Consider the following 19661-nt stretch of genomic DNA (forward strand, 5'->3'; position numbering starts at 1 on the left):
GAACGATGTCCGACGGGCAGCCAAGCCCCAATGCCGGGACCGGCCAGATCGTGGTGTCCGGACTGACGAAGGAATACAAGAACGTCCGGGCGGTGGACAATCTGTCCTTCACCGTCCGGCCCGGGCGGGTCACCGGCTTTCTCGGCCCGAACGGCGCCGGTAAGACGACCACGCTGCGCATGCTGCTCAACCTGGTCACGCCGAACGCGGGCGAGGCCACCATCGGCGGTCACCGGTACGCCGACCTGGCCGACCCGCTGCGCACGGTGGGGGCGGTGCTGGAGGCGTCCAGTGCGCACAAGGGCCGCACCGGGATCAACCACCTGCGGGTGATCTGCGCGGCGGCGGGACTGCCCCGCCAGCGCGCCGACGAGGCGCTCGCCCTGGTCGGGCTGACCCCGGCCGCGAAGCGCAAGTTCAAGGGCTACTCGCTGGGCATGAAGCAGCGGCTCGGGATCGCCGCCGCCATGCTCGGCGACCCGCGGGTGCTGATCCTCGACGAGCCGGCCAACGGTCTGGACCCGGAGGGGATCCGCTGGATGCGCGGCTTCCTCAAGGGGCTGGCCACCGAGGGGCGTACGGTGCTGGTCTCCAGCCACCTGCTCTCCGAGATGCAGTTGCTCGCCGACGACGTGGTGATCATCGCGGCCGGAAAGCTGATCCGGCAGGGCCCGGTCGAGCAGGTGATCGGCTCGATGACGCACGGCGCCCGGGTCCGGGTGCGCACCCCGCAGGCCGACGAGTTGACCGCGGCGCTGCGCGAGCAGTCCGCCACGGTGGACGTCGACGGACATGGGGCGCTGCTGGTGACCGGGGTGGACGCGCCGACGGTCGGCCGGGTGGCGCTGGCCGCCAAGGTGGAGCTGCACGAGCTGACCACCGAACGCCCGGACCTCGAAGGGGTCTTCCTGGAGCTGACGGCCGGAAAGGCGGAGATCCGATGAACCTGGTCCGATCCGAGCTCCTCAAGATCCGTTCCACCAACACCTGGTGGGTCTTCGCGCTGATCACCGTGCCGCTCTGGGCCCTCGCGCTGGCCTTCAACTGGTTGCAGACCGAGGCCCTGACCAGCGGGAACATGGGCGACGTGCCGGCCGACCAGGCCGACCAGGTGCAAGCCGTCTCCAGCGCCGACAGCCTGGCCGCCAACCTCTACACCAACGGGCAGTTCTTCGGGCTGCTCATCGTGATGCTGCTCGGCATCGTGGTGGTGACCAGCGAGTTCTTCCACCAGACGGTGACCACCACGTTCCTCACCGCGCCGCACCGCACCGCGGTGATGCTGGCCAAGCTGGTCGCCGCCGGCGTGCTGGCACTGCTGTTCTGGCTGGGCACCACGCTGCTGAACCTGGTCTTCGCGCCGCTGATCCTGAGCGCGACGGACGTCGGCGCCCAGTTCGGCAGCGGGGCGGTCTGGCGGGCGGTGGTCCTCAACGGCCTGGCCTACCTGCTCTGGTCGGTGCTCGGCGTCGGGCTCGGCGTGCTGATCCGCAGCCAGATCGGCGCCACGGTGACCGGCATCCTGCTCTACCTGGGCGGCGCCATCGGCGCGGCGATCGCCATCGGGCTGCTGGCCGCGAAGTTCGGCGACTGGATCAACCAGCTCCAGCTGCTCGTCCCGTCGCTGGCGTCGTCGCTCATGGTGAGCGGCGCCGAGATCCCGGGCAACCCGCCGCGCTGGGCGGGGGCGGCCGTGCTGATCGGCTACGCCGCGGTGGCCGGGGTGATCGGCGTGCTGACCATCCGGCGTCGCGACATCTCCTGAGTCGGCTACCCGACACGGCCCCGGCCGGTGACCGTGCGTCACCGGCCGGGGCCGTCGCTGCCTAGCAGGAGCGGACGGGACACGCAGCGTTTGCCGAACTTCTGGCATCTTCTGTGAAACGGACCACCAGCCGGAGGCGAGAATGCCTGCGTCGATCGCACGGCGTAGCCTGGGACCCGTCTCTCGTGCGCCCGGGAACGGGCCCGGGAGCGCCCGCGTGACATTCACAACCGCGTGAAAGAGGCGATTAGCGGCCGTGTCGACCCAGCAGACTTCGCAGGAGAACCCACTGGCGGGTTTCGGCCCGAACGAGTGGATCGTCGAGGAGATGTACCAGCGCTATCTGGCCGACCCCTCGAGCGTCGATTCGGCCTGGCACGATTTCTTCGCCGACTACCGGCCGGCGCCCGGCGCCGCCACCCCGCGCCCTGAGGCCCCGGCCGCCCCGGCCGTCCGTCCCGAGCCGGCCGAGCAGCAGGAGGCCGTCGCCACGGTCAGCCAGCAGCCCGCCGCCAAGCCTGCTCCGGCGAAGCCGGCCGCCAAGCCGGCGGCGAAGGCTCCGGAGCCGGCCCCGGCGAAGAAGGCCGCCCCGGCCAAGCCGGCCGCCAAGGCGCCGACCGCGAGCGCCGCCGGCACCACCCCGCTGCGCGGGGTCGCCGCCAAGATCGTGCAGAACATGGACGCCTCGCTCGCCGTGCCGACCGCGACCAGCGTTCGCGCGGTGCCGGCGAAGCTGCTCGTGGACAACCGCATCGTGATCAACAACCACCTGGCCCGCGGCCGCGGCGGCAAGGTGAGCTTCACCCACCTGATCGGCTACGCGATGGTCCGGGCGCTCATCGAGCACCCGGAGATGAACAACTCCTTCGCCGAGGTCGACGGCAAGCCGGCGATGGTCCGCCCCGAGCACGTGAACCTGGGCATCGCCATCGACCTGGCCAAGCCGGACGGCTCCCGCAACCTGGTGGTGCCCTCCATCAAGGGCTGCGAGCAGATGGACTTCCGGCAGTTCTGGCAGGCGTACGAGGACGTGGTCCGGCGCGCCCGCCGCAACGAGCTGACCATGGAGGACTACTCCGGCACCACGATCTCGCTGACCAACCCGGGCGGCATCGGCACGGTCCACTCCATCCCGCGCCTGATGCAGGGCCAGAGCGCCATCATCGGCGTCGGCGCGATGGAGTACCCGGCGCCCTACCAGGGCATGAGCGAGGCGACCCTGGCCGACCTCGCGGTCAGCAAGATCATCACGCTGACCAGCACCTACGACCACCGGATCATCCAGGGCGCGCAGTCCGGCGAGTTCCTCAAGGTGATGCACGAGCTGCTGCTCGGCGAGCGCGGCTTCTACGACCAGATCTTCACCTCCCTGCGCCTGCCCTACGAGCCGGTGCGCTGGGTGCAGGACGTGGCCGTCGACTCCGAGGGCCAGATCAACAAGACCGCGCGGGTGCACGAGCTGATCCACGCGTACCGGGTGCGCGGCCACCTCATGGCCGACACCGACCCGCTGGAGTTCAAGATCCGCAAGCACCCGGACCTGGACGTCCTCCAGCACGGGCTGACCCTGTGGGACCTGGACCGGGTCTTCCCGGTCAACGGCTTCGCCGGCCGGCAGCGGATGAAGCTGCGCTCGATCCTCGGCGTGCTGCGCGACTCGTACTGCCGCCGCGTCGGCATCGAGTACATGCACATCCAGGACCCGGAGGAGCGGCGCTGGATCCAGGAGCGGGTCGAGCGCAAGTACGAGAAGCCCAGCGCGGACGAGCAGAAGCACGTGCTCAACCGGCTCAACGCCGCCGAGGCCTTCGAGACCTTCCTCCAGACCAAGTACGTCGGCCAGAAGCGCTTCTCGCTGGAGGGCGGCGAGTCGCTGATCCCGCTGCTCGGCGAGGTCCTGGAGTGCTCCGCCGAGGGCGGCCTGGACGAGGTCGTGATCGGCATGGCCCACCGTGGCCGGCTCAACGTGCTGGCCAACATCGTCGGCAAGCCGTACGAGAAGATCTTCTCCGAGTTCGAGGGGCACCTCGACCCGCGCTCGACCCAGGGCTCGGGCGACGTGAAGTACCACCTCGGCCAGAACGGCAAGTTCACCACCCCGGACGGCGCGCACGCGGTCAAGGTGTCGGTGGTGGCGAACCCGTCGCACCTGGAGGCCGTTGACCCGGTGCTGGAGGGCATCGTCCGGGCCAAGCAGGACCGGATCGACCTCAAGCTGGAGGGCTACACCGTGCTGCCGCTGGCGGTGCACGGTGACGCCGCCTTCGCCGGCCAGGGCGTGGTCGCCGAGACCCTCAACCTGTCCCAGCTGCGCGGCTACCGCACCGGCGGCACCGTGCACGTGGTGGTCAACAACCAGGTCGGCTTCACCACCGCCCCGGAATACAGCCGGTCGAGCCTCTACAGCACCGACGTCGCCCGGATGATCCAGGCGCCGATCTTCCACGTCAACGGCGACGACCCCGAGGCCGTCGTCCGGGTGGCCCGGCTCGCCTTCGAGTACCGGCAGGCGTTCAACAAGGACGTCGTGATCGACATGGTCTGCTACCGCCGGCGCGGGCACAACGAGGGCGACGACCCGTCGATGTCCAACCCACAGATGTACAAGATCATCGACTCGAAGCGGTCGGTCCGGAAGCTCTACACCGAGGAGCTCATCGGGCGGGGCGACATCACCGTGGAGGACGCGGAGGAGCTGCTGCGCGACTACCAGTCGCAGCTGGAGCGGGTCTTCAAGGCCACCCGGGACGCCGCCACCGCGCCGCGGCAGCTCAGCCGGCCGCGCCGCGAGGACGAGCCGGAGCCGCAGGTCGACACCGCCACCGACACGGCCGTGGTCAAGGCGATCGGCGAGGCGCACGTCAACCTGCCGGAGGGCTTCACCCCGCACAAGCGGATCCAGCAGCTGCTGGAGCGGCGGCGCAAGATGTCCGTCGAGGGCGGCATCGACTGGGGCTTCGGCGAGATCATCGCGTTCGGCGCGCTGCTGCACGACGGGGTCACCGTCCGGCTCGCCGGGCAGGACTCCCGCCGCGGCACCTTCGTCCAGCGGCACGCGTCGGTGGTCGACGCGAAGACCGGGGACGACTACCTGCCGCTGAAGTCGCTCACCGCCGACGGCGAGCGGTCGCGCTTCTTCGTGCACGACTCGCTGCTCTCCGAATACGCCGCCATGGGCTTCGAGTACGGCTACTCGGTGGAGAACATCGACGCGCTGGTCTGCTGGGAGGCCCAGTTCGGCGACTTCGTCAACGGCTCCCAGTCGGTGATCGACGAGTTCATCTCGTCGGGCGAGGTGAAGTGGGGCCAGCGCTCCGCCGTCACCCTGCTGCTGCCGCACGGCCACGAGGGTCAGGGCCCGGACCACACCTCCGGTCGCCCGGAGCGGTTCCTCCAGCTCTGCGCCGAGGACAACATGCGGGTGGCCATCCCGACCACCCCGGCGAACTATTTCCACCTGCTGCGCCGCCAGGCCCTGTCGCCGAAGCGCAAGCCGCTGGTGGTGTTCACCCCGAAGTCGCTGCTGCGGCACAAGCTCTGCGTGTCGCAGGTGGAGGACTTCACCACGGGCACCTTCCAGCCGGTGCTGGCCGACACCGCCGCCCCGGCGCCGGAGCAGGTGAAGCGGGTGCTGCTCTGCTCGGGCAAGGTCTACTACGACCTGTTCCAGGCCCGGCAGGAGCGGGGCGTGACCGACACGGTGATCCTGCGGATGGAGCAGCTCTACCCGCTGCCCGTCGAGGAGGTCCGGGCCGCCCTGTCGCAGTACCCGAACGCCGAGGACTTCGCCTGGGTGCAGGAGGAGCCGGCCAACCAGGGCGCCTGGTCGTTCGTCGCGCTCAACCTGCTGGAGCACCTGCCCGAGGTCCGGCTGCGCCGTATCTCGCGCCCGGCCGCCGCCGCGCCGTCGGTCGGCTCGGCGAAGATGCACGAGGTCGAGCAGAACGCGCTGATGGAGGCGGCTCTCCCCCGCCCGTGACCTGACCGCACCGCCGGCACGAGGGGCAGCGACCGTACGACGGCCGCTGCCCCTCGTCCCGTGGCGGCCCTTCTCCCGCGAGAGGACGCACATGTACTTCACCGACCGTGGCATCGAGGAACTGGTCGAACGCCGGGGCGACGAGCAGGTCAGCCTGGAGTGGCTGGGCGAGCGGCTCCGGGACTTCGTCGACCTGAACCCGGAGTTCGAGACCCCGATCGAGCGGTTCGCCACCTGGCTGGCGCGGCTGGACGACGAGGACGACGAGTAGGTCTGCGGTTCAGCGGGCCGCCGCCCCGATCAGGCACAGGTAGCGCTCGACGACCGCCGTCGTCCGCTCGGTGTCGCCGGTGGCCAGCAGGTCGAGCAGGGCGCCGCGCAGCACCGCCAGGCCGAGGGCCGGATCCCCGCCACCGGCGGCTCCACCGTCGATCCCGGCCAGCAGCCCGAGCCAGTCCTCCACCGTCTGCCGGGCGAATCCTGCCCACGGCCCGTCGGGTTCGCTCAGCGAGCGGGCGTACGCCTGGACCCAGAGGACCAGCATCGGCCGGTGCGCCGGGTCCACGAGCCAGCCCCAGGTCGTGCGCACCGCCGCGGCGAAGTCGTCGGCGCCGCCCGCCTCCCGGGCCTGCCGGAGCGCGGCCAGCTCGTCGGCCCTGGCCCGGCCGAGCAGGGCACGGATGAGCTGGTCCTTGGAGCCGAAGAGGAACAGCAGGACCCGGGGGCTGCTGCCGATGGCGGCGGCGAGCGGGCGCAGCGACAGCTCGGCCAGCCCGTGCGCCAGGGCGTACCGGTACGCCCGCTCCAGGAGTTCCTCGCGGCGGGCGCTCGCGGGTCGCTCGTGCTGGCTCACACCGGCTACTCTGCCACTGAAACGACTGTTTCAGTAGTGGAGGGGTGTCGATGAGCGCGCAGATCCTCATTCGTCCGCTGGGCCGTCCCGGCGACCTCGGCTGGGTGGTGCTGGCCCATGGCGAGACGTACGCCGCCGAGTTTGGTTGGGACACCAGCTTCGAGGCGCTCGTGGCGCGGATCGTCGCCGACTACGCCGCCGGCCACGACCCGGCACGGGAGGCCGCCTGGATCGCCGAGGTCGACGGCGAGCGGGCCGGCTGCGTCTTCTGCGTCGCGGCCGACGAGCGGACGGCCCAGCTGCGGATCCTGCTGGTCGACCCGGCGGCCCGGGGACGCCGGGTCGGCGAGCGGCTGGTCGACGAATGCCTCGCCTTCGCCCGGCGGGCGGGATACGCCCGCATCCGGCTCTGGACCAACCACCCGCTGGTCGCCGCCCGGCGGATCTACCTCTCGCGGGGCTTCCGACTGGTCGAGGAGGAGGCCCACCACAGCTTCGGCACGGAGCTGACGGGGCAGGTGTACGAACGGGAGCTGGCACCGGCCGGCACATGAGCCGCCGATTCCGGGGCCCGGATGACGGGTCGGAGGACCCGGGCGAGGCACCCCGCGATCTTGTAGCGTGAGGTCGTGGCGCGCAGCGTGTACCTGACCAGCGTGGGGTCGGGCGGGGGCAAGTCGACGGTCGCGCTCGGGCTGGCCGAGCTGCTGTCCCGGCAGGTCGAGCGGATCGGCGCCTTCCGGCCGCTGGTCGCCGGTCAGCACCCCGACCCGATCCTCGCCCTGCTCACCGACCGCTACCGGGTGCGGCTGCCGGTCGACGAGCTGCACGGCGCGACCTACGCCGAGGCCGCCGCCCTGGTCGCGGACGGCCGCCGGGAGGAGCTGATCTCCCGCATCGTGGCCCGCTACCGGGCGGTCGAGCGGCACTGCCCCGCGGTGGTCGTGGTGGGCAGCGACTTCGCCGACGGGGACGGCGCGGGCGCCCGCGAGCTGGCGTTCAACGCCCGGCTGGCGACCGAGTTCGGCAGCGTGGTGGTGCCCGTGGTGGACGGGTTCGGGCAGCCGCCCGAGGCGATCACGGCGGCGCTGCGCGGGGCGTACCACGATCTGGAGGACCTGGGGGCGACGGTGGTGGCGGTGGTCACCAACCGCGTCCCCGGGCCGATGACGCTGCCCGAGCTGCCCGTCCCCGCGTACGCCATCCCGGAAGTGCCGACCGTGTCGGCGCCGACGGTGGCGGAGGTGGCGGCGGCGCTCGGCGCCACCCTGCTCGCCGGCGACCAGGCCGCGCTGGATCGGGACGTGCTCGACTACGTGGTCGGCGCGGCGCACGTGCCCACCCTGCTGGACCACTTCACCGACGGGGCCCTGGTGATCACCCCCGGCGATCGCGACGACCTGCTCGTGGCGGCCGGCGCCGCGCACGTCGCCGGACAGGTCTCCCTGGCCGGGCTCGTGCTCACCCTCGGCGAGCAGCCCGACCCGCGGGCGATGCGGCTGTTCGAGGCCATGAACACCGGGCTGGCCGTGCTCTCGGTGACCAGCGACAGCTACGACACCGTCGCGGCGTCCAGCCGGATCGAGGGCCGGCCCAGCGTGGCGAACCCGCGCAAGGTGGAGGCCGCGCTGGGCGCCTTCGAACGCTGCGTGGACACCGTCGACCTGGCCCGCCGGCTGCGGGTCAGCCGGTCGGAGCGGGTCACCCCACTGATGTTCGAGAACGACCTGATCGACCGGGCCCGGGCGCAGCGCCGGCGACTGGTGCTGCCCGAGGGCAGCGAGGAGCGGATCCTCCGCGCCGCGGAGGTGCTGCTGCGCCGGGGCGTCGCCGACCTGACCCTGCTCGGGCGCCCCGACGAGGTGGCGCGGCGCACCCGCGAGCTGGGCGTCGACGTCGGCGACGCGCAGGTGGTCGACCCGGTCACCAGCGAGTGGCGGGACGAGTTCGCCGCCGTCTACGCGGAGCTGCGCGCGCACCGCGGCGTCACCGTCGAACTGGCGCACGACATCGTGGCCCAGCCCAACTACTTCGGCACCATGATGGTGCAGACCGGCCGCGCCGACGGCATGGTCTCGGGGGCCACCCACACCACGGCGGCCACCATCCGGCCGGCCTTCGAGATCATCCGGACCGTGCCGGGCGTCTCCGTCGCCTCCAGCGTGTTCTTCATGCTGCTCGCCGACCGCGTGCTCGTCTACGGCGACTGCGCGGTCAACCCCGACCCGGACGCCGCCCAGCTCGCCGACATCGCCGTCTCCTCGGCCGACACGGCCGCCCGGTTCGGCATCGAGCCGCGGGTGGCGATGCTGTCCTACTCGACCGGCGACTCCGGCTTCGGCGCCGACGTGGAGAAGGTCGCGGCGGCCACCAAGCTGGTCCGGGAGCGCCGGCCGGAGCTGCTCGTGGAGGGCCCGATCCAGTACGACGCGGCGATCGACCCGCAGGTCGCGGCCACCAAGCTGCCGGACAGCCCGGTGGCGGGGCGGGCCACGGTGTTCATCTTCCCGGACCTGAACACCGGCAACAACACCTACAAGGCGGTGCAGCGCTCAGCCGGCGCGGTGGCGGTCGGCCCGGTCATGCAGGGCCTGCGCCGGCCGGTCAACGACCTGTCCCGGGGCGCCACCGTGCCGGACATCGTCAACACGGTGGCGATCACCGCCATCCAGGCCGCCGCCAAGGAGTCGGAATGAGCCGGATCCTCGTCCTCAACTGCGGGTCCTCGTCGATGAAGTACCGGCTGTACGACGGCGCCGAGGTTCGCGACAAGGGCACCGTCGAGCGGGTCGGCGAGCCGGGCGGCGGGCCGGCCGACCACGAGAGCGCGGTGCGGCAGATCATCGAGGGACTCGACCTGGCGGGGCTGGCCGGGGTGGGGCACCGGGTGGTGCACGGCGGGCGCAAGTTCAGCGCGCCGGTGCGGATCGACGACCGAGTCGTCGCCGCCATCGAGGACCTCGTCCCGCTCGCCCCGCTGCACAACCCGGCGAACCTGGCCGGCATCCGGGTGGCCCGGGAGAAGCTGCCGGACACCCCGCAGGTCGCCGTCTTCGACACCGCGTTCCACCACACGCTGCCCGAGGCCGCCGCCACGTACGCCATCGACCGGGACCTCGCCGAGCGGTACGGCGTGCGCCGGTACGGCTTCCACGGCACCTCGCACGCGTACGTCTCGCGGCGCACGGCGGAGCTGCTCGACCGGCCGTACGGCGAGTTGAACACGATCACCCTGCACCTGGGCAACGGGGCGAGCGCCTGCGCGGTCCAGGGCGGGCGGAGCGTGGCCACCTCGATGGGCATGTCGCCGCTGGAGGGCCTGGTCATGGGCACCCGCAGCGGCGACCTCGACCCGACGATCATCTTCCACCTGCGCCGCGAGGCCGGCATGCGGGTGGACGACATCGACGACCTGCTCAACTACCGCAGCGGCCTGCTCGGGCTGACCGGGGTCAACGACATGCGGGAGGTGCTGGCCCGCCGGGACGCCGGCGACCCGGCCGCCGCGCTCGCGTTCGAGGTCTACCGCCGCCGGATCACCGGGTACGTGGGCGCGTACTACGCCCTGCTCGGCCGGGTCGACGCGGTCACCTTCACGGCCGGGGTCGGCGAGCACGCCGCCCCGGTCCGCGCGGCGGCGCTGGCCGGCCTGGACCGGCTCGGCATCGCCGTGGACCCGTCGCGCAACGCCGGCAGCGGCGACCGGGTCATCTCCCCCGACGGCGCCGAGGTCACGGTGTGCGTGGTCGCCACCGACGAGGAGCGCGAAATCGCCCAGGAAACCCGGGACGTGCTCGGCCTTTGACCGGCGGGCGCCCGCCGCCCACCCCGACGATCACGACGTTGACGGCGTGCCGTCAACGTCATGATCAACGGGCGGTGGGGTGGGGGTCAGCCCAGGGCCAGCCAGGCGATGAGGGCGACCACCACGACGGCGGCGACGCCGATGCCGGCGAACAGCGGCAGCCGGTTCGGGGTCTCCGTCGCTGTCGCCGCGCTCTCGGGCGAATCCACGAAGGCGCGGAACTGCGCGGTGTTGCCACTCGGGTCGGTGTAGTTCTCAGCCATGCGCGTGACCCTAGCGAAGCCGGGCGACGCGGATGATCCCGCCGGGCCGGTGACGGCCACCCCGGTCCGGGCGGTGGAGGCGCGTCGGCCCGGTCGGCGGGGCCGGACCGGCCGGGCGGCCGCCTACCGTGAGGGGGTGAGGGTGCAGCGGCTGGCCGCCGCGCTGCTGGTGGCGCTGGTGGCCGGTTGCGGTCCGGCCGCCGCCGCCACCGACGAGCGGGTCCCGTCCTTCCGCCCGGCGCCGCTGCGGCCGTACGCCGTGGGCGTGCGCCAGTTCGTCGTCGACCCCGACGGCCCCCGGCCGCTGCCGGTCACCGTCTGGTACCCGACGGACCGTGCCTCCCCGGCGGAGCCCGCCGCCCCACGGCCCGACGCGCCGGTGGCTGCCGGACGGTTCCCGGTGGTCGTCCACAGCCACGGCCTGCGCAGTCTCCCCGAACTGCACGCCCCGTTGACCACCCGCTGGGCGGCGGCCGGGTTCGTGGTGGCCGCGCCGGCCTACCCGCGGACCAACCTGCGGGCGCGCGACTTCACCCGGGCCGACGTGCGGAACCAGCCCGCCGACGGCTGGCGGCTGATCCGCCACCTGGTCCGCCTCGACGCCCGGCCCGGAGACCCGCTCGCCGGGCACCTCGCGGTGGACCGGTTCGCCGCCGCCGGGCACTCGGCGGGCGGCTTCACCACGGCCGGCATGTTCACCTCGGGGCACTCCCCCCGGCTGCGCGCCGGCATCGTCATCGCCGGCGGCGGGTCGGCCGGCAGCTTCGCCGGCCCGGTGGCGCCCCTGCTCTTCGTGCACGGCGGCGCGGACCCCGTCGTGCCGGAGTCGGTCGGCCGGGCCGCGTACGCCCGCAGCCTCGGGCCGGCCGCCTTCCTGAGCCTGCCCGGCCAGGGCCACGGCGAGTACCTGACCCCGGGCCGTCCCGGGTTCGCGCAGGTGCTCGCCGCCACCACCGACTTCCTCCGCTGGACCCTCTACGACGACCGTCGCGCCCGCGACCGCCTGCCCGCCGACGCCCTCCTTCCCGGCGTCACCACCCTCACCACCCGCGCCCTCCCCGGACAGCCGCGGCCCGCATGATCGATTCCGCCGCGGTAGCGTCCCCGGGATGGACGGGCTGGCCGGGCGGCAACTCGACGCGATCCGCGAGGTGGTCGAGGTGACCGGCGCGGCCGGGATCGCGGTGTGGCTGCGCGGCGGGTGGGCGATGGACTTCCACCTCGGCGCGGTGACCCGGCCGCACGTGGACGTCGACTGGTACTGCTGGCGGCGCGACGCCGGCCCGCTGGCGGCCGGGCTCGGCGGGCGGGGCTGGCGCCCCGACCCCCGGATGCCGGTCGAGACGCAACTCGACCTCGTCCGGGGCGACGTCGAGCTGAGCTTCGCGTACCTGGACCGGGACCCGGCGGGCCGGGTGGTCGTCGGCGCCGGGCCGTGGGCCGGCACCACGCTGCCGGAGGGGATGCTGGACGCCCCGCCGGGCCGCATCGGCCCCCACACCGCCCCGGTGATCAGCGTCGCCGCCCAGATCGAGTTCAAGGAGATGTACCCGGTCTGGATGCCCGAGCGGCCCCGCCGGGCCAAGGACGCCGCCGACCTGACCCGGCTGCGGGCGGGGCGGCCGCCGGCCGGTTGAGGCGATCGCGTCACGCTGCGTGCGATGCCGGCCGGTCAGGCGAGAGCGCGAGGCACAATCGTGTTCATGCACCGTCGCCCTGCCGCCCTCGTCACCGCCGCCGCCCTGCTCAGCACGGGTCTGGCCGGCTGCTCGGGCGGGACCGCCCCGGCCGGGCGAGCCGCCCCCGACGCCCCGCCGAAGGCCACGACGCCCGCGCCGCGGGTACCCGCCGGGCATGCCCCCACCCGGACCTTCGCGGTCGGCGTACGCCAGTTGAAGCTGAACCGCGACGGCGACCGTCCCCTGCCGGTGACCCTCTGGTACCCGGCGCGGGGGGAGGCCGGTGGCCCGCCGGAGCGGTCCGCGTCGGCGGCGGCCGGGCGGTTCCCGGTGGTGCTGTTCAGCCACGGGCTGGGCGCCCGGCCGGAGGACTACCAGGTGCTGCTGACCCGCTGGGCGGCGGCCGGGTTCGTGGTGGCCGCGCCGAAGTTCCCGCACACCGGCGCCGGTGGTGACGGCAACCCGCTCGACGTGCTCAACCAGCCGGCCGACGTGTCGTACGTGCTGACCCAGGTGCTCGCCCTCGACGGGAAGGCGGACGACCCGCTGCACGGCCGGCTGGACCCGGAGCGGGTGGCCGCGACCGGGCACAGCGCGGGCGGGGTGACCACGATCGGGCTGTTCACCGCGGGCCGGGACGCGCGCCTGGACGCCGGCATCGTCTTCGCCGGCACGGCGCTCGGCGTCGGCACCGCGTTCGCCGGGGCGGCGGCGCCGCAGCTCTTCGTGCACGGGGAGGCCGACGAGGTGGTGGGCTACGCCGCCGGCAAGGCGGTCTACGACGCGGTGCCGTGGCCGAAGGCGATGCTCAGCCTGCCGAAGGGCGACCACGGGCGGGCCCTGCTCGGCGACACCCCGGCGCTGCGGGTGGTCGCCGACACCACCGTCGAGTTCCTCCGCTGGACGCTCTACGGGGACGCGGCGGCGAAGAAGCGGCTCCCCGCCGACGCCACCCGCGGCGGCCTGGCCACCCTGGACGACCACCTGTAAGGAGGGACCCCTTCCGGACGCCTCCGGTAGAGCAGGGGCCCCCTCCTGACGCCGGTCAGGCGGTGTGGTCGACGACGACCTTGCCGAAGACGTCCCCGGAGTGCAGCCGGGCGAACGCCTCCTCGATCCGGCTGAACGGCACCACGCTGTCCACCACCGGGCGCACCTCGTGCTCGGCGCAGAACGCCAGCAGCTCGGTCAGCTCGTCGGGGGTGCCCATCGAGGTGCCGAGGATCTCCAGCTGCATGGCGAAGACCCGGCGCAGGTTGACCTTGGGCTCGTGGCCGGCGGTGGCGCCGGAGACCACGATCCGGGCCATCGGGGCGGCCGACTTCAACGAGTGGTCGAAGGTGGCCGCGCCGACCGTCTCGATCACCACGTCGACCCGCTCGGGCAGCCGCGCGCCGGGCTCCAGCGCGGTCGCGCCCAGCTCGGTGATCCGCTCCCGCTTGGCGGCGTCGCGGCTGGTCGCGTACACCCGCTTGCCGAGCGCGACGCCGAGTGCGACGGCCGCGGTGGCCACGCCCCCGCCGGCCCCCTGGACCAGCACGGACTCCCCGTCGCCGACCCGGCCCCGGGTGGTGAGCATCCGCCACGCGGTGAGCCAGGCCGTGGGCAGGCAGGCCGCGTCGGTCGCCGAGAGGCCGTCGGGCAGCGGCAGCAGGTTCATCCGGGGTACGGCCACCCGCTCCGCGAACGTGCCGGCAAAGTGCTCGGAGAGGATCGAGACCCCGCGCGGGTCGCCCCGGGTGGGCACCACGGGGTAGACGACCACCTCGTTGCCCTCCGGGTCGGTGCCGACCGCGTCGCAGCCGAGGATCATGGGGAGCTGGTCGGTGCTGAGGCCCACCCCGCGCAGCGACCAGAGGTCGTGGTGGTTGAGCGAGCTGGCCCGGACCTGCACGGTGACCCAGTCGTCCTCCGGGTGGGTCGGCTCGGGGCGGTCGCCGACGGTGAGCGCGGCGAGCGGGTTGTCGGCGTCGAAGGCCGAGGCGAAGGCAGCACGCATGATCGGCACCGTAACAAGCTGAGGGCCCGTTAAGAAGGGGACCTTCCCCACAAAAGCCGTGCGGATGGCCCCCTTCCTCAACGATCAGCGGCGGGCCACACCGTCGCGGCGGGCGGCCTCGGCGACGGCCTCCGCCACCGCGGGGGCGACCCGCGGGTCCAGCGGGGAGGGCACGATCGCCTCCGGGGTCAGCGACTCGGCCACCACGTTGGCGATGGCGTCGGCGGCGGCCACCTTCATCCCGTCGGTGATCCGGGTGGCCCGGGCGTCCAGCGCGCCCCGGAACACGCCGGGGAAGGCGAGCACGTTGTTGATCTGGTTGGGGTAGTCGCTGCGCCCGGTGGCGACCACGGCCACGTGCCGGGCGGCCACCTCGGGGTGCACCTCCGGGGTGGGATTGGCCAGCGCGAAGACGATGCCGCCCGGGGCCATCCCGGCAACCGCCGCCTCCGGGATCTGCCCGCCGGAGACGCCGACCAGGACGTCCGCACCGCGCAGCGCCTCGGTGATGTCGCCCTGCCGCCCGGCGGCGTTGGTGGTCTCGGCCAGCTCGGCCTTGGTCCCGGTCAGCTCGCGGTGCCGGCCGATGATGCCCTTGGAGTCGCAGACCACCACCTGGTCCGGGTTGACGCCCCCGGCGACCAGCATCTTCGTCACGGCCACACCGGCGGCGCCGGCCCCGCTGACCGCCACCCGCAGGTCGCCCAGCTTGCGGTTGAGCAGGGCGGCGGCGTTGCGCAGGGCGGCCAGCACCACGATGGCGGTGCCGTGCTGGTCGTCGTGGAAGACCGGGATGGACAGCGCCTCGTCCAGCCGGCGCTCCACCTCGAAGCAGCGCGGCGCGCTGATGTCCTCCAGGTTGATCCCGCCGAACGAGGGGGCGAGCGCCCGCACCGTCGCCACGATCTCGTCCACGTCCTGGGTGTCCAGGCAGATCGGTACGGCGTCCACGCCCGCGAACTGCTTGAACAGCACCGCCTTGCCCTCCATCACCGGCAGCGCCGCGCGCGGGCCGATGTTGCCCAGGCCGAGCACGGCGGAACCGTCGGTGACCACGGCGACGGTGTGCGACACCCAGGTGTAGTCGTCGGCCAGGTCCGGGTCGGCGGCGATCGCCTCGCAGACCCGGGCCACACCCGGGGTGTACGCCAGGGAGAGGTCCTCCCGGCTGGTGAGCGGCACGGTCGAGGCGACGGCCATCTTGCCGCCGAGGTGCAGCCGGAAAACGGGATCGGCGGGGTCCGGGGTGGACGTAGACATTGGTGACTCCAGGATCTGTCGAGCAGACGGACCGGCCGGCTCGGCGCGCGTGGTCAGCGGCCAGCGGGGCGGCGGTGCGGGGGGTCACCCGGGCACTTTCCGAGCATAGTCAGGCATGCCGCACCGGGGTGTGATCGGGGTCATATCCGACGTGGTCCGCCGGTGACCCGCCCGGGACGTGGCCAGTACCGGGCGATCACCCGGCCCCGCACGTCGGCCACCCCGTACGCCCGGGAGTCGTCGGTGACCAGGCCGTTGTCGCCGCGCAGCCACCAACCGCCGTCCTGGCGACGGACCGCGCGCTTGACCACGAGCAGGTCGGGGCGGCTGCGGAAGACCGCCACCACCACGTCACCGGGGCGTACCGGGCGGCCCCCGGTGCGCACCAGCACGGCGTCGCCGTGGCGCAGGGTCGGGGCCATGGACGGTCCGGTGACCAGGACCGGCACCAGCGGCCCGCGCAGCCGGTGATCCAGGGCACCCATGGGGTTTCACCTCCCGCCCGCCGGGGAGCATCTCCAGGAGTAGTGTCGTCTTGGATCATCGCAAACATCCCATGGAGGACCCTGATGCGCCTTCCTCGCATCCTTACGCCCCGTGTGACCGCCAGCGCCCACTGCGACCTGCCGTGTGGCGTCTACGACCCGGCGCAGGCCCGGATCGAGGCCGAGTCGGTCAAAATGATCTGCGAGAAGTACCAGGCCAACACCGACCCGGAGTACCGCACGCGCGCCATCCTGATCAAGGAGCAGCGGGCCGAATTGGTCAAGCACCACCTGTGGGTGCTCTGGACCGACTACTTCAAGCCGCAGCACTTCGAGAAGTACCCGCACCTGCACCAGCTCTTCAACGAGACCACCAAGCTCGCCGGCTCGGCCGGCGCCAAGGGCAGCATGGACCCGGCCGTCGCCGACCAGCTGCTGCAGAAGATCGACGAGATCGCCAAGATCTTCTGGGAGACCAAGCAGGCGTGAGCCTGCCCGCCCAGGCACCGACGATCCGGCCGGCGCGTCCCGAGGACGTGCCGGCCGTCGTCGCGATGGTGCACGAACTCGCCGACTACGAACGCGCCCCCGAGCAGTGCCACCTCACCGAGGAGCAGCTCACCGCAGCGCTTTTCGCCCCGGCGCCGGCGCTGTTCGGGCACGTCGCGGTGGACCGCGCCGACCAGCCGATCGGCTTCGCCCTCTGGTTCCTCAACTTCTCCACCTGGGAGGGCGTGCACGGCATCTACCTGGAGGACCTGTACGTCCGGCCGACCGCGCGCGGCACCGGCGCGGGCCGGCTGCTGCTCGCCACCCTCGCCGCGATCTGCGTCGAGCGCGGCTACCGGCGGCTCGACTGGTGGATGATCAACTGGAATCCGGCGGCCCGCTTCTACGCCGCGATCGGGGCCGCCCCGATGGACGAGTGGGTGCCGTACCGGCTGGCCGGGACGGCGCTGCACGATCTCGCGGCGCAGGCGACGGCCGCCCCCACGCGGCCGGACGCCTGACCGGGTAGAGTCCCGCACCGGGGGGATGAGGCGTGACTCAACTGACCGGCCAGCCGACGACGGACGACGACATCGTGCACCTCACGGTGCCCGCCGACGGCGGCTACCTGGGCGTGCTGCGCACCGCCACCGCCGGTCTCGCGGCCCGGCTCCAGTTCGCCCTCGACGAGATCGAGGACCTGCGCATCGCCGTCGACGAGGCGTGCGCCATGCTGCTCGCCATCGCCACCCGCGACGCCGAGTTGGAGTGCCGCTTCGCGGTCACCGAGGACGCGCTCACCGTCGAGGTGACCGTGCCGACCGTGCGGGGCGCCACGCTGCCCTCGGAGTCGTCGTTCGCCTGGAAGGTGCTCACGGCGCTGACCACGGCGGCGAGCGCCCGAGCCGCCGACGGCCGGGCCACCATCTCCCTGCTCACCCGCCGCGCCTCCGGCTTCTGACCGTTCCGGCCGGCCGGGCGTCAGTCGAAGCCGAGCGCCCGGTTGGTCGGGGTGCTGACCAGCAGGCCGGTGACGCCGAGGCCGAGCGCCATCAGCGGCACGCCCAGCCAGCCCAGCCCGCCCTGGATCATGTACCAGCCGACCGGCAGGAGCATGAGCTGGAGCACGATGGCCGGCGCCCGGGCCCCGGACCGGCGATTGGCCAGCGCGGCGCCGAGCGCCCAGAGGGCGACCGCCCCGGCGACCGCGAACGCGGTCACCAGCAGCGCCGAGGTCAGGTCGGTGGTGCGCGCCGTCAGGTCGGACCAGATCAGCCATGCCGCGACCAGGCCGAGCGCCACCGCCTCGGCGCGCAGCAGGAGCACCGCCCAGCGGAGCGTGCCGGGGACCGGCCCGGAGTCGATCGTCACGCGCGACACGATACCCGTGGGTAGTCGCGGTACAGTGCCGCCCATGCGGGCCGTCCTGGTGGTCAATCCGAAGGCCACCACCACCAGCGAGCGCAGCCGGGACGTGCTGGTCCGGGCGCTGCGCAGCGAAGTCGACCTGTCGGTGCGGTACACCCGCCGGCGGGGCCACGCCATGGACCTGGCGCGGGAGGCCGCCCAGGAGGGCGTCGACCTGGTGGTGACGCTCGGTGGCGACGGCACGGTCAACGAGGTGGTGAACGGCCTGATGGCCGCGGAGCCCCCGACCTTCCGCACCGGGCCGACCCTGGCGGAGCGGCTGCCGGCGCTGGCCACCGTTCCGGGCGGGTCGACGAACGTCTTCGCCCGGGCCCTCGGCCTGCCGCGGGAGTGGCCGGACGGGACCAGCATGATCCTGGAGGGGCTGCGGCTGGGCCGGTCCCGGACCATCGGACTGGGCCGGGCGGACGACCGCTACTTCACCTTCTGCGCGGGCTTCGGCGTCGACGCCGCCGTCATCCAGCGGGTCGAGCGGGCCCGCAAGCGGGGCCGGGTGTCCACACCGGCGCTCTACTTCCGCTCCACGGTGAGCCAGTACTTCCTCGCCTCGGACCGACGGCACCCGTCGATCTCGCTGGAGCGCCCGGGCGAGGCCGCCGAGACCGACCTCGGGACGGTCATCATCCAGAACACCGCACCGTGGACCTACCTGGGCGACCGGGAGATCAACCCGAACCCGGAGGCGTCGTTCGACCTCGGCCTGGACGTGCTCGCGATGCGGCGGCTCAAGGTGGCCAGCACGGCACGGACGGTGACTCAGTTCTTCGACAGGGAGCCCGATCCGCGCGGCCGGCAGGTGCTCCGGCTGCACGACGTGGCGGAGTTCACGCTGCTCTCGGCCCGTCCGCTGGCCTTCCAGCTGGACGGCGACTACCTCGGCGAGCGGGAAAAAGTCAGATTCGCATCCATCCCTGCCGCACTGAGAGTAATCTGCTAGGTCTCGGGTACTCCCCTCGGTTGACGCGGGCCCCCGCACCGCATCAAGCGGTGGCCGCCACGCCGAGGGAAGGTGCCGGAAATGTCAGCAACGTCACGCAGACCGTACTATATTGATCCTCGACTGTGGCACGCCGGGTAACCAGAGCGCTCTGAAACCCGGACAAAAGGGTGGTGAGCCCGCTCACTGTTCGGAGTTTTTCCGAGCGCCACCCTTGACATCACGACAGTTCGTGAAAGTATTCACAAGCGAAAGCGTGTTACCGGGACATTGCCTGGATATGCTCGGCAGGTTGAGCTGTTCCAGCAGGTCCACGGGTCGCAAGCCTGCTCACGCAGCGCCGAATTGATGGATGCTGACCGTCACCGATCGGCAATGCGGACGCATATAGGAATAGCAACGAAGCGTAATCTGGCCACCCATTTGAGAATGAGGAGTGTTGCCGCCATGGACTGGCGCCACGATGCCGTCTGCCGCGACGAGGACCCGGAGCTGTTCTTCCCGATCGGGACGTCCGGCCCGGCCCTCCTGCAGGTGGAACAGGCCAAGGCCGTCTGCCGGCGCTGCCCGGTGACCGACCACTGCCTTCAGTGGGCGCTGGAGTCCGGTCAGGACGCCGGTGTCTGGGGCGGGATGAGCGAGGAGGAGCGCCGCGCGGTGAAGCGCCGCGGCGGGCTCCGGGTGCTGCGCGCTCACTCCGCCTGATTCGCACGCACGCG

21 protein-coding genes are annotated in these 19661 nt (G+C 72.8%); 15 read left to right on the forward strand and 6 right to left on the reverse strand.

The window, feature by feature from the left end; genetic code table 11:
* The first annotated feature begins 5 nt into the window (after positions 1 to 5).
* The 4 genes from ACFYPD_RS01350 to ACFYPD_RS01365 all read left to right on the forward strand — a co-directional run bounded on the left by ACFYPD_RS01350 (position 6) and on the right by ACFYPD_RS01365 (position 6015).
* Complete coding sequence (locus ACFYPD_RS01350) at positions 6 to 944, forward strand: ABC transporter ATP-binding protein (protein WP_387107516.1); 939 nt, start codon at positions 6 to 8, stop codon at positions 942 to 944.
* Complete coding sequence (locus tag ACFYPD_RS01355) at positions 941 to 1765, forward strand: ABC transporter permease (RefSeq protein ID WP_387107517.1); 825 nt, start codon at positions 941 to 943, stop codon at positions 1763 to 1765. Before ACFYPD_RS01350 ends, ACFYPD_RS01355 begins: the two co-directional genes overlap by 4 nt.
* Positions 1766 to 2021: 256 nt before the next feature.
* A complete protein-coding gene (locus ACFYPD_RS01360; protein WP_387107520.1) occupies positions 2022 to 5744 on the forward strand; it encodes a multifunctional oxoglutarate decarboxylase/oxoglutarate dehydrogenase thiamine pyrophosphate-binding subunit/dihydrolipoyllysine-residue succinyltransferase subunit in 3723 nt (1240 codons plus the stop codon).
* Between the two features lie 91 nt (positions 5745 to 5835).
* The gene (locus ACFYPD_RS01365; RefSeq protein ID WP_089009804.1) at positions 5836 to 6015 is read left to right on the forward strand and encodes a DUF6104 family protein; all 180 of its coding nucleotides are present in this window, start codon (positions 5836 to 5838) and stop codon (positions 6013 to 6015) included.
* 9 nt (positions 6016 to 6024) lie between these two features.
* Here the strand turns inward: ACFYPD_RS01365 and ACFYPD_RS01370 are convergent, their stop codons facing one another.
* Positions 6025 to 6597 (reverse strand): TetR/AcrR family transcriptional regulator, encoded by a 573-nt coding sequence (locus ACFYPD_RS01370; protein ID WP_387107521.1) that lies wholly within the window; start codon positions 6595 to 6597, stop codon positions 6025 to 6027.
* Between the two features lie 50 nt (positions 6598 to 6647).
* Between ACFYPD_RS01370 and ACFYPD_RS01375 the strand changes: the two genes are divergently transcribed.
* From ACFYPD_RS01375 to ACFYPD_RS01385, 3 genes are all read left to right on the forward strand, one after another.
* Positions 6648 to 7151: a GNAT family N-acetyltransferase gene (locus ACFYPD_RS01375; RefSeq protein ID WP_387107524.1), complete on the forward strand. Its 504-nt coding sequence runs from the start codon at positions 6648 to 6650 to the stop codon at positions 7149 to 7151.
* Positions 7152 to 7226: 75 nt separating this feature from the next.
* Positions 7227 to 9293: a phosphate acetyltransferase gene (pta, locus tag ACFYPD_RS01380; protein ID WP_387107525.1), complete on the forward strand. Its 2067-nt coding sequence runs from the start codon at positions 7227 to 7229 to the stop codon at positions 9291 to 9293.
* Positions 9290 to 10402, forward strand: a complete 1113-nt coding sequence (locus ACFYPD_RS01385; protein WP_387107528.1) for an acetate/propionate family kinase — start codon at positions 9290 to 9292, stop codon at positions 10400 to 10402. Before pta ends, ACFYPD_RS01385 begins: the two co-directional genes overlap by 4 nt.
* Before the next feature lie 86 nt (positions 10403 to 10488).
* On the opposite strand, the gene ACFYPD_RS01390 is transcribed toward ACFYPD_RS01385, so the two are convergent.
* A complete protein-coding gene (locus ACFYPD_RS01390; RefSeq protein WP_387107530.1) occupies positions 10489 to 10665 on the reverse strand; it encodes a hypothetical protein in 177 nt (58 codons plus the stop codon).
* A gap of 136 nt (positions 10666 to 10801) precedes the next feature.
* Between ACFYPD_RS01390 and ACFYPD_RS01395 the strand changes: the two genes are divergently transcribed.
* The 3 genes from ACFYPD_RS01395 to ACFYPD_RS01405 all read left to right on the forward strand — a co-directional run bounded on the left by ACFYPD_RS01395 (position 10802) and on the right by ACFYPD_RS01405 (position 13334).
* Positions 10802 to 11746 (forward strand): alpha/beta hydrolase family protein, encoded by a 945-nt coding sequence (locus tag ACFYPD_RS01395; RefSeq protein ID WP_387109115.1) that lies wholly within the window; start codon positions 10802 to 10804, stop codon positions 11744 to 11746.
* 28 nt (positions 11747 to 11774) lie between these two features.
* Positions 11775 to 12302 (forward strand): nucleotidyltransferase domain-containing protein, encoded by a 528-nt coding sequence (locus tag ACFYPD_RS01400; protein ID WP_387107531.1) that lies wholly within the window; start codon positions 11775 to 11777, stop codon positions 12300 to 12302.
* Positions 12303 to 12368: 66 nt separating this feature from the next.
* Positions 12369 to 13334, forward strand: coding sequence for an alpha/beta hydrolase family protein (locus ACFYPD_RS01405; protein WP_387107532.1), 966 nt, complete (start codon positions 12369 to 12371; stop codon positions 13332 to 13334).
* 55 nt (positions 13335 to 13389) lie between these two features.
* Here the strand turns inward: ACFYPD_RS01405 and ACFYPD_RS01410 are convergent, their stop codons facing one another.
* The 3 genes from ACFYPD_RS01410 to ACFYPD_RS01420 form a co-directional block, all read right to left on the reverse strand.
* Positions 13390 to 14352: a zinc-binding dehydrogenase gene (locus ACFYPD_RS01410; RefSeq protein WP_387107534.1), complete on the reverse strand. Its 963-nt coding sequence runs from the start codon at positions 14350 to 14352 to the stop codon at positions 13390 to 13392.
* 75 nt (positions 14353 to 14427) lie between these two features.
* Positions 14428 to 15603, reverse strand: coding sequence for an NADP-dependent malic enzyme (locus tag ACFYPD_RS01415; protein ID WP_387107536.1), 1176 nt, complete (start codon positions 15601 to 15603; stop codon positions 14428 to 14430).
* Between the two features lie 140 nt (positions 15604 to 15743).
* Positions 15744 to 16088, reverse strand: a complete 345-nt coding sequence (locus tag ACFYPD_RS01420) for a S26 family signal peptidase (RefSeq protein ID WP_387107538.1) — start codon at positions 16086 to 16088, stop codon at positions 15744 to 15746.
* Positions 16089 to 16172: 84 nt separating this feature from the next.
* Here ACFYPD_RS01420 and sodN point away from each other — a divergent pair, with 84 nt between their 5' ends.
* The 3 genes from sodN to ACFYPD_RS01435 all read left to right on the forward strand — a co-directional run bounded on the left by sodN (position 16173) and on the right by ACFYPD_RS01435 (position 17538).
* Positions 16173 to 16577, forward strand: a complete 405-nt coding sequence (gene sodN / locus ACFYPD_RS01425) for a superoxide dismutase, Ni (RefSeq protein WP_091262331.1) — start codon at positions 16173 to 16175, stop codon at positions 16575 to 16577.
* 65 nt (positions 16578 to 16642) lie between these two features.
* A complete protein-coding gene (locus ACFYPD_RS01430) occupies positions 16643 to 17098 on the forward strand; it encodes a GNAT family N-acetyltransferase (RefSeq protein ID WP_387109116.1) in 456 nt (151 codons plus the stop codon).
* A 32-nt stretch (positions 17099 to 17130) separates the two neighbouring features.
* Positions 17131 to 17538: an ATP-binding protein gene (locus ACFYPD_RS01435; RefSeq protein WP_387107541.1), complete on the forward strand. Its 408-nt coding sequence runs from the start codon at positions 17131 to 17133 to the stop codon at positions 17536 to 17538.
* 20 nt (positions 17539 to 17558) lie between these two features.
* Here the strand turns inward: ACFYPD_RS01435 and ACFYPD_RS01440 are convergent, their stop codons facing one another.
* On the reverse strand, positions 17559 to 17948 hold the full coding sequence (locus tag ACFYPD_RS01440; protein WP_387107543.1) for a hypothetical protein: 390 nt from the start codon (positions 17946 to 17948) through the stop codon (positions 17559 to 17561).
* A gap of 43 nt (positions 17949 to 17991) precedes the next feature.
* Between ACFYPD_RS01440 and ACFYPD_RS01445 the strand changes: the two genes are divergently transcribed.
* Both ACFYPD_RS01445 and ACFYPD_RS01450 read left to right on the forward strand, forming a co-directional pair.
* Positions 17992 to 18942 (forward strand): diacylglycerol/lipid kinase family protein, encoded by a 951-nt coding sequence (locus ACFYPD_RS01445; RefSeq protein ID WP_387107545.1) that lies wholly within the window; start codon positions 17992 to 17994, stop codon positions 18940 to 18942.
* Between the two features lie 447 nt (positions 18943 to 19389).
* On the forward strand, positions 19390 to 19647 hold the full coding sequence (locus ACFYPD_RS01450) for a WhiB family transcriptional regulator (RefSeq protein WP_088975879.1): 258 nt from the start codon (positions 19390 to 19392) through the stop codon (positions 19645 to 19647).
* Positions 19648 to 19661: the final 14 nt, after the last annotated feature.

This window comes from Micromonospora sp. NPDC005299, from assembly GCF_042872345.1.
Classification (GTDB): Bacteria; Actinomycetota; Actinomycetes; order Mycobacteriales; family Micromonosporaceae; genus Micromonospora.

What these genes read in the sequence shown, in the direction of transcription:
- ACFYPD_RS01415 (WP_387107536.1), bottom strand. Translation starts at nt 15,603, where the DNA reads ATGTCTACGTCCACCCCGGACCCCGCCGATCCCGTTTTCCGGCTGCAC.
- ACFYPD_RS01375 (WP_387107524.1), top strand. Translation starts at nt 6,648, where the DNA reads ATGAGCGCGCAGATCCTCATTCGTCCGCTGGGCCGTCCCGGCGACCTC.
- ACFYPD_RS01390 (WP_387107530.1), bottom strand. Translation starts at nt 10,665, where the DNA reads ATGGCTGAGAACTACACCGACCCGAGTGGCAACACCGCGCAGTTCCGC.
- ACFYPD_RS01355 (WP_387107517.1), top strand. Translation starts at nt 941, where the DNA reads ATGAACCTGGTCCGATCCGAGCTCCTCAAGATCCGTTCCACCAACACC.
- ACFYPD_RS01385 (WP_387107528.1), top strand. Translation starts at nt 9,290, where the DNA reads ATGAGCCGGATCCTCGTCCTCAACTGCGGGTCCTCGTCGATGAAGTAC.
- sodN (WP_091262331.1), top strand. Translation starts at nt 16,173, where the DNA reads ATGCGCCTTCCTCGCATCCTTACGCCCCGTGTGACCGCCAGCGCCCAC.
- ACFYPD_RS01420 (WP_387107538.1), bottom strand. Translation starts at nt 16,088, where the DNA reads ATGGGTGCCCTGGATCACCGGCTGCGCGGGCCGCTGGTGCCGGTCCTG.
- ACFYPD_RS01400 (WP_387107531.1), top strand. Translation starts at nt 11,775, where the DNA reads ATGGACGGGCTGGCCGGGCGGCAACTCGACGCGATCCGCGAGGTGGTC.
- ACFYPD_RS01405 (WP_387107532.1), top strand. Translation starts at nt 12,369, where the DNA reads ATGCACCGTCGCCCTGCCGCCCTCGTCACCGCCGCCGCCCTGCTCAGC.
- ACFYPD_RS01365 (WP_089009804.1), top strand. Translation starts at nt 5,836, where the DNA reads ATGTACTTCACCGACCGTGGCATCGAGGAACTGGTCGAACGCCGGGGC.
- ACFYPD_RS01350 (WP_387107516.1), top strand. Translation starts at nt 6, where the DNA reads ATGTCCGACGGGCAGCCAAGCCCCAATGCCGGGACCGGCCAGATCGTG.
- ACFYPD_RS01430 (WP_387109116.1), top strand. Translation starts at nt 16,643, where the DNA reads ATGGTGCACGAACTCGCCGACTACGAACGCGCCCCCGAGCAGTGCCAC.
- ACFYPD_RS01445 (WP_387107545.1), top strand. Translation starts at nt 17,992, where the DNA reads ATGCGGGCCGTCCTGGTGGTCAATCCGAAGGCCACCACCACCAGCGAG.
- ACFYPD_RS01450 (WP_088975879.1), top strand. Translation starts at nt 19,390, where the DNA reads ATGGACTGGCGCCACGATGCCGTCTGCCGCGACGAGGACCCGGAGCTG.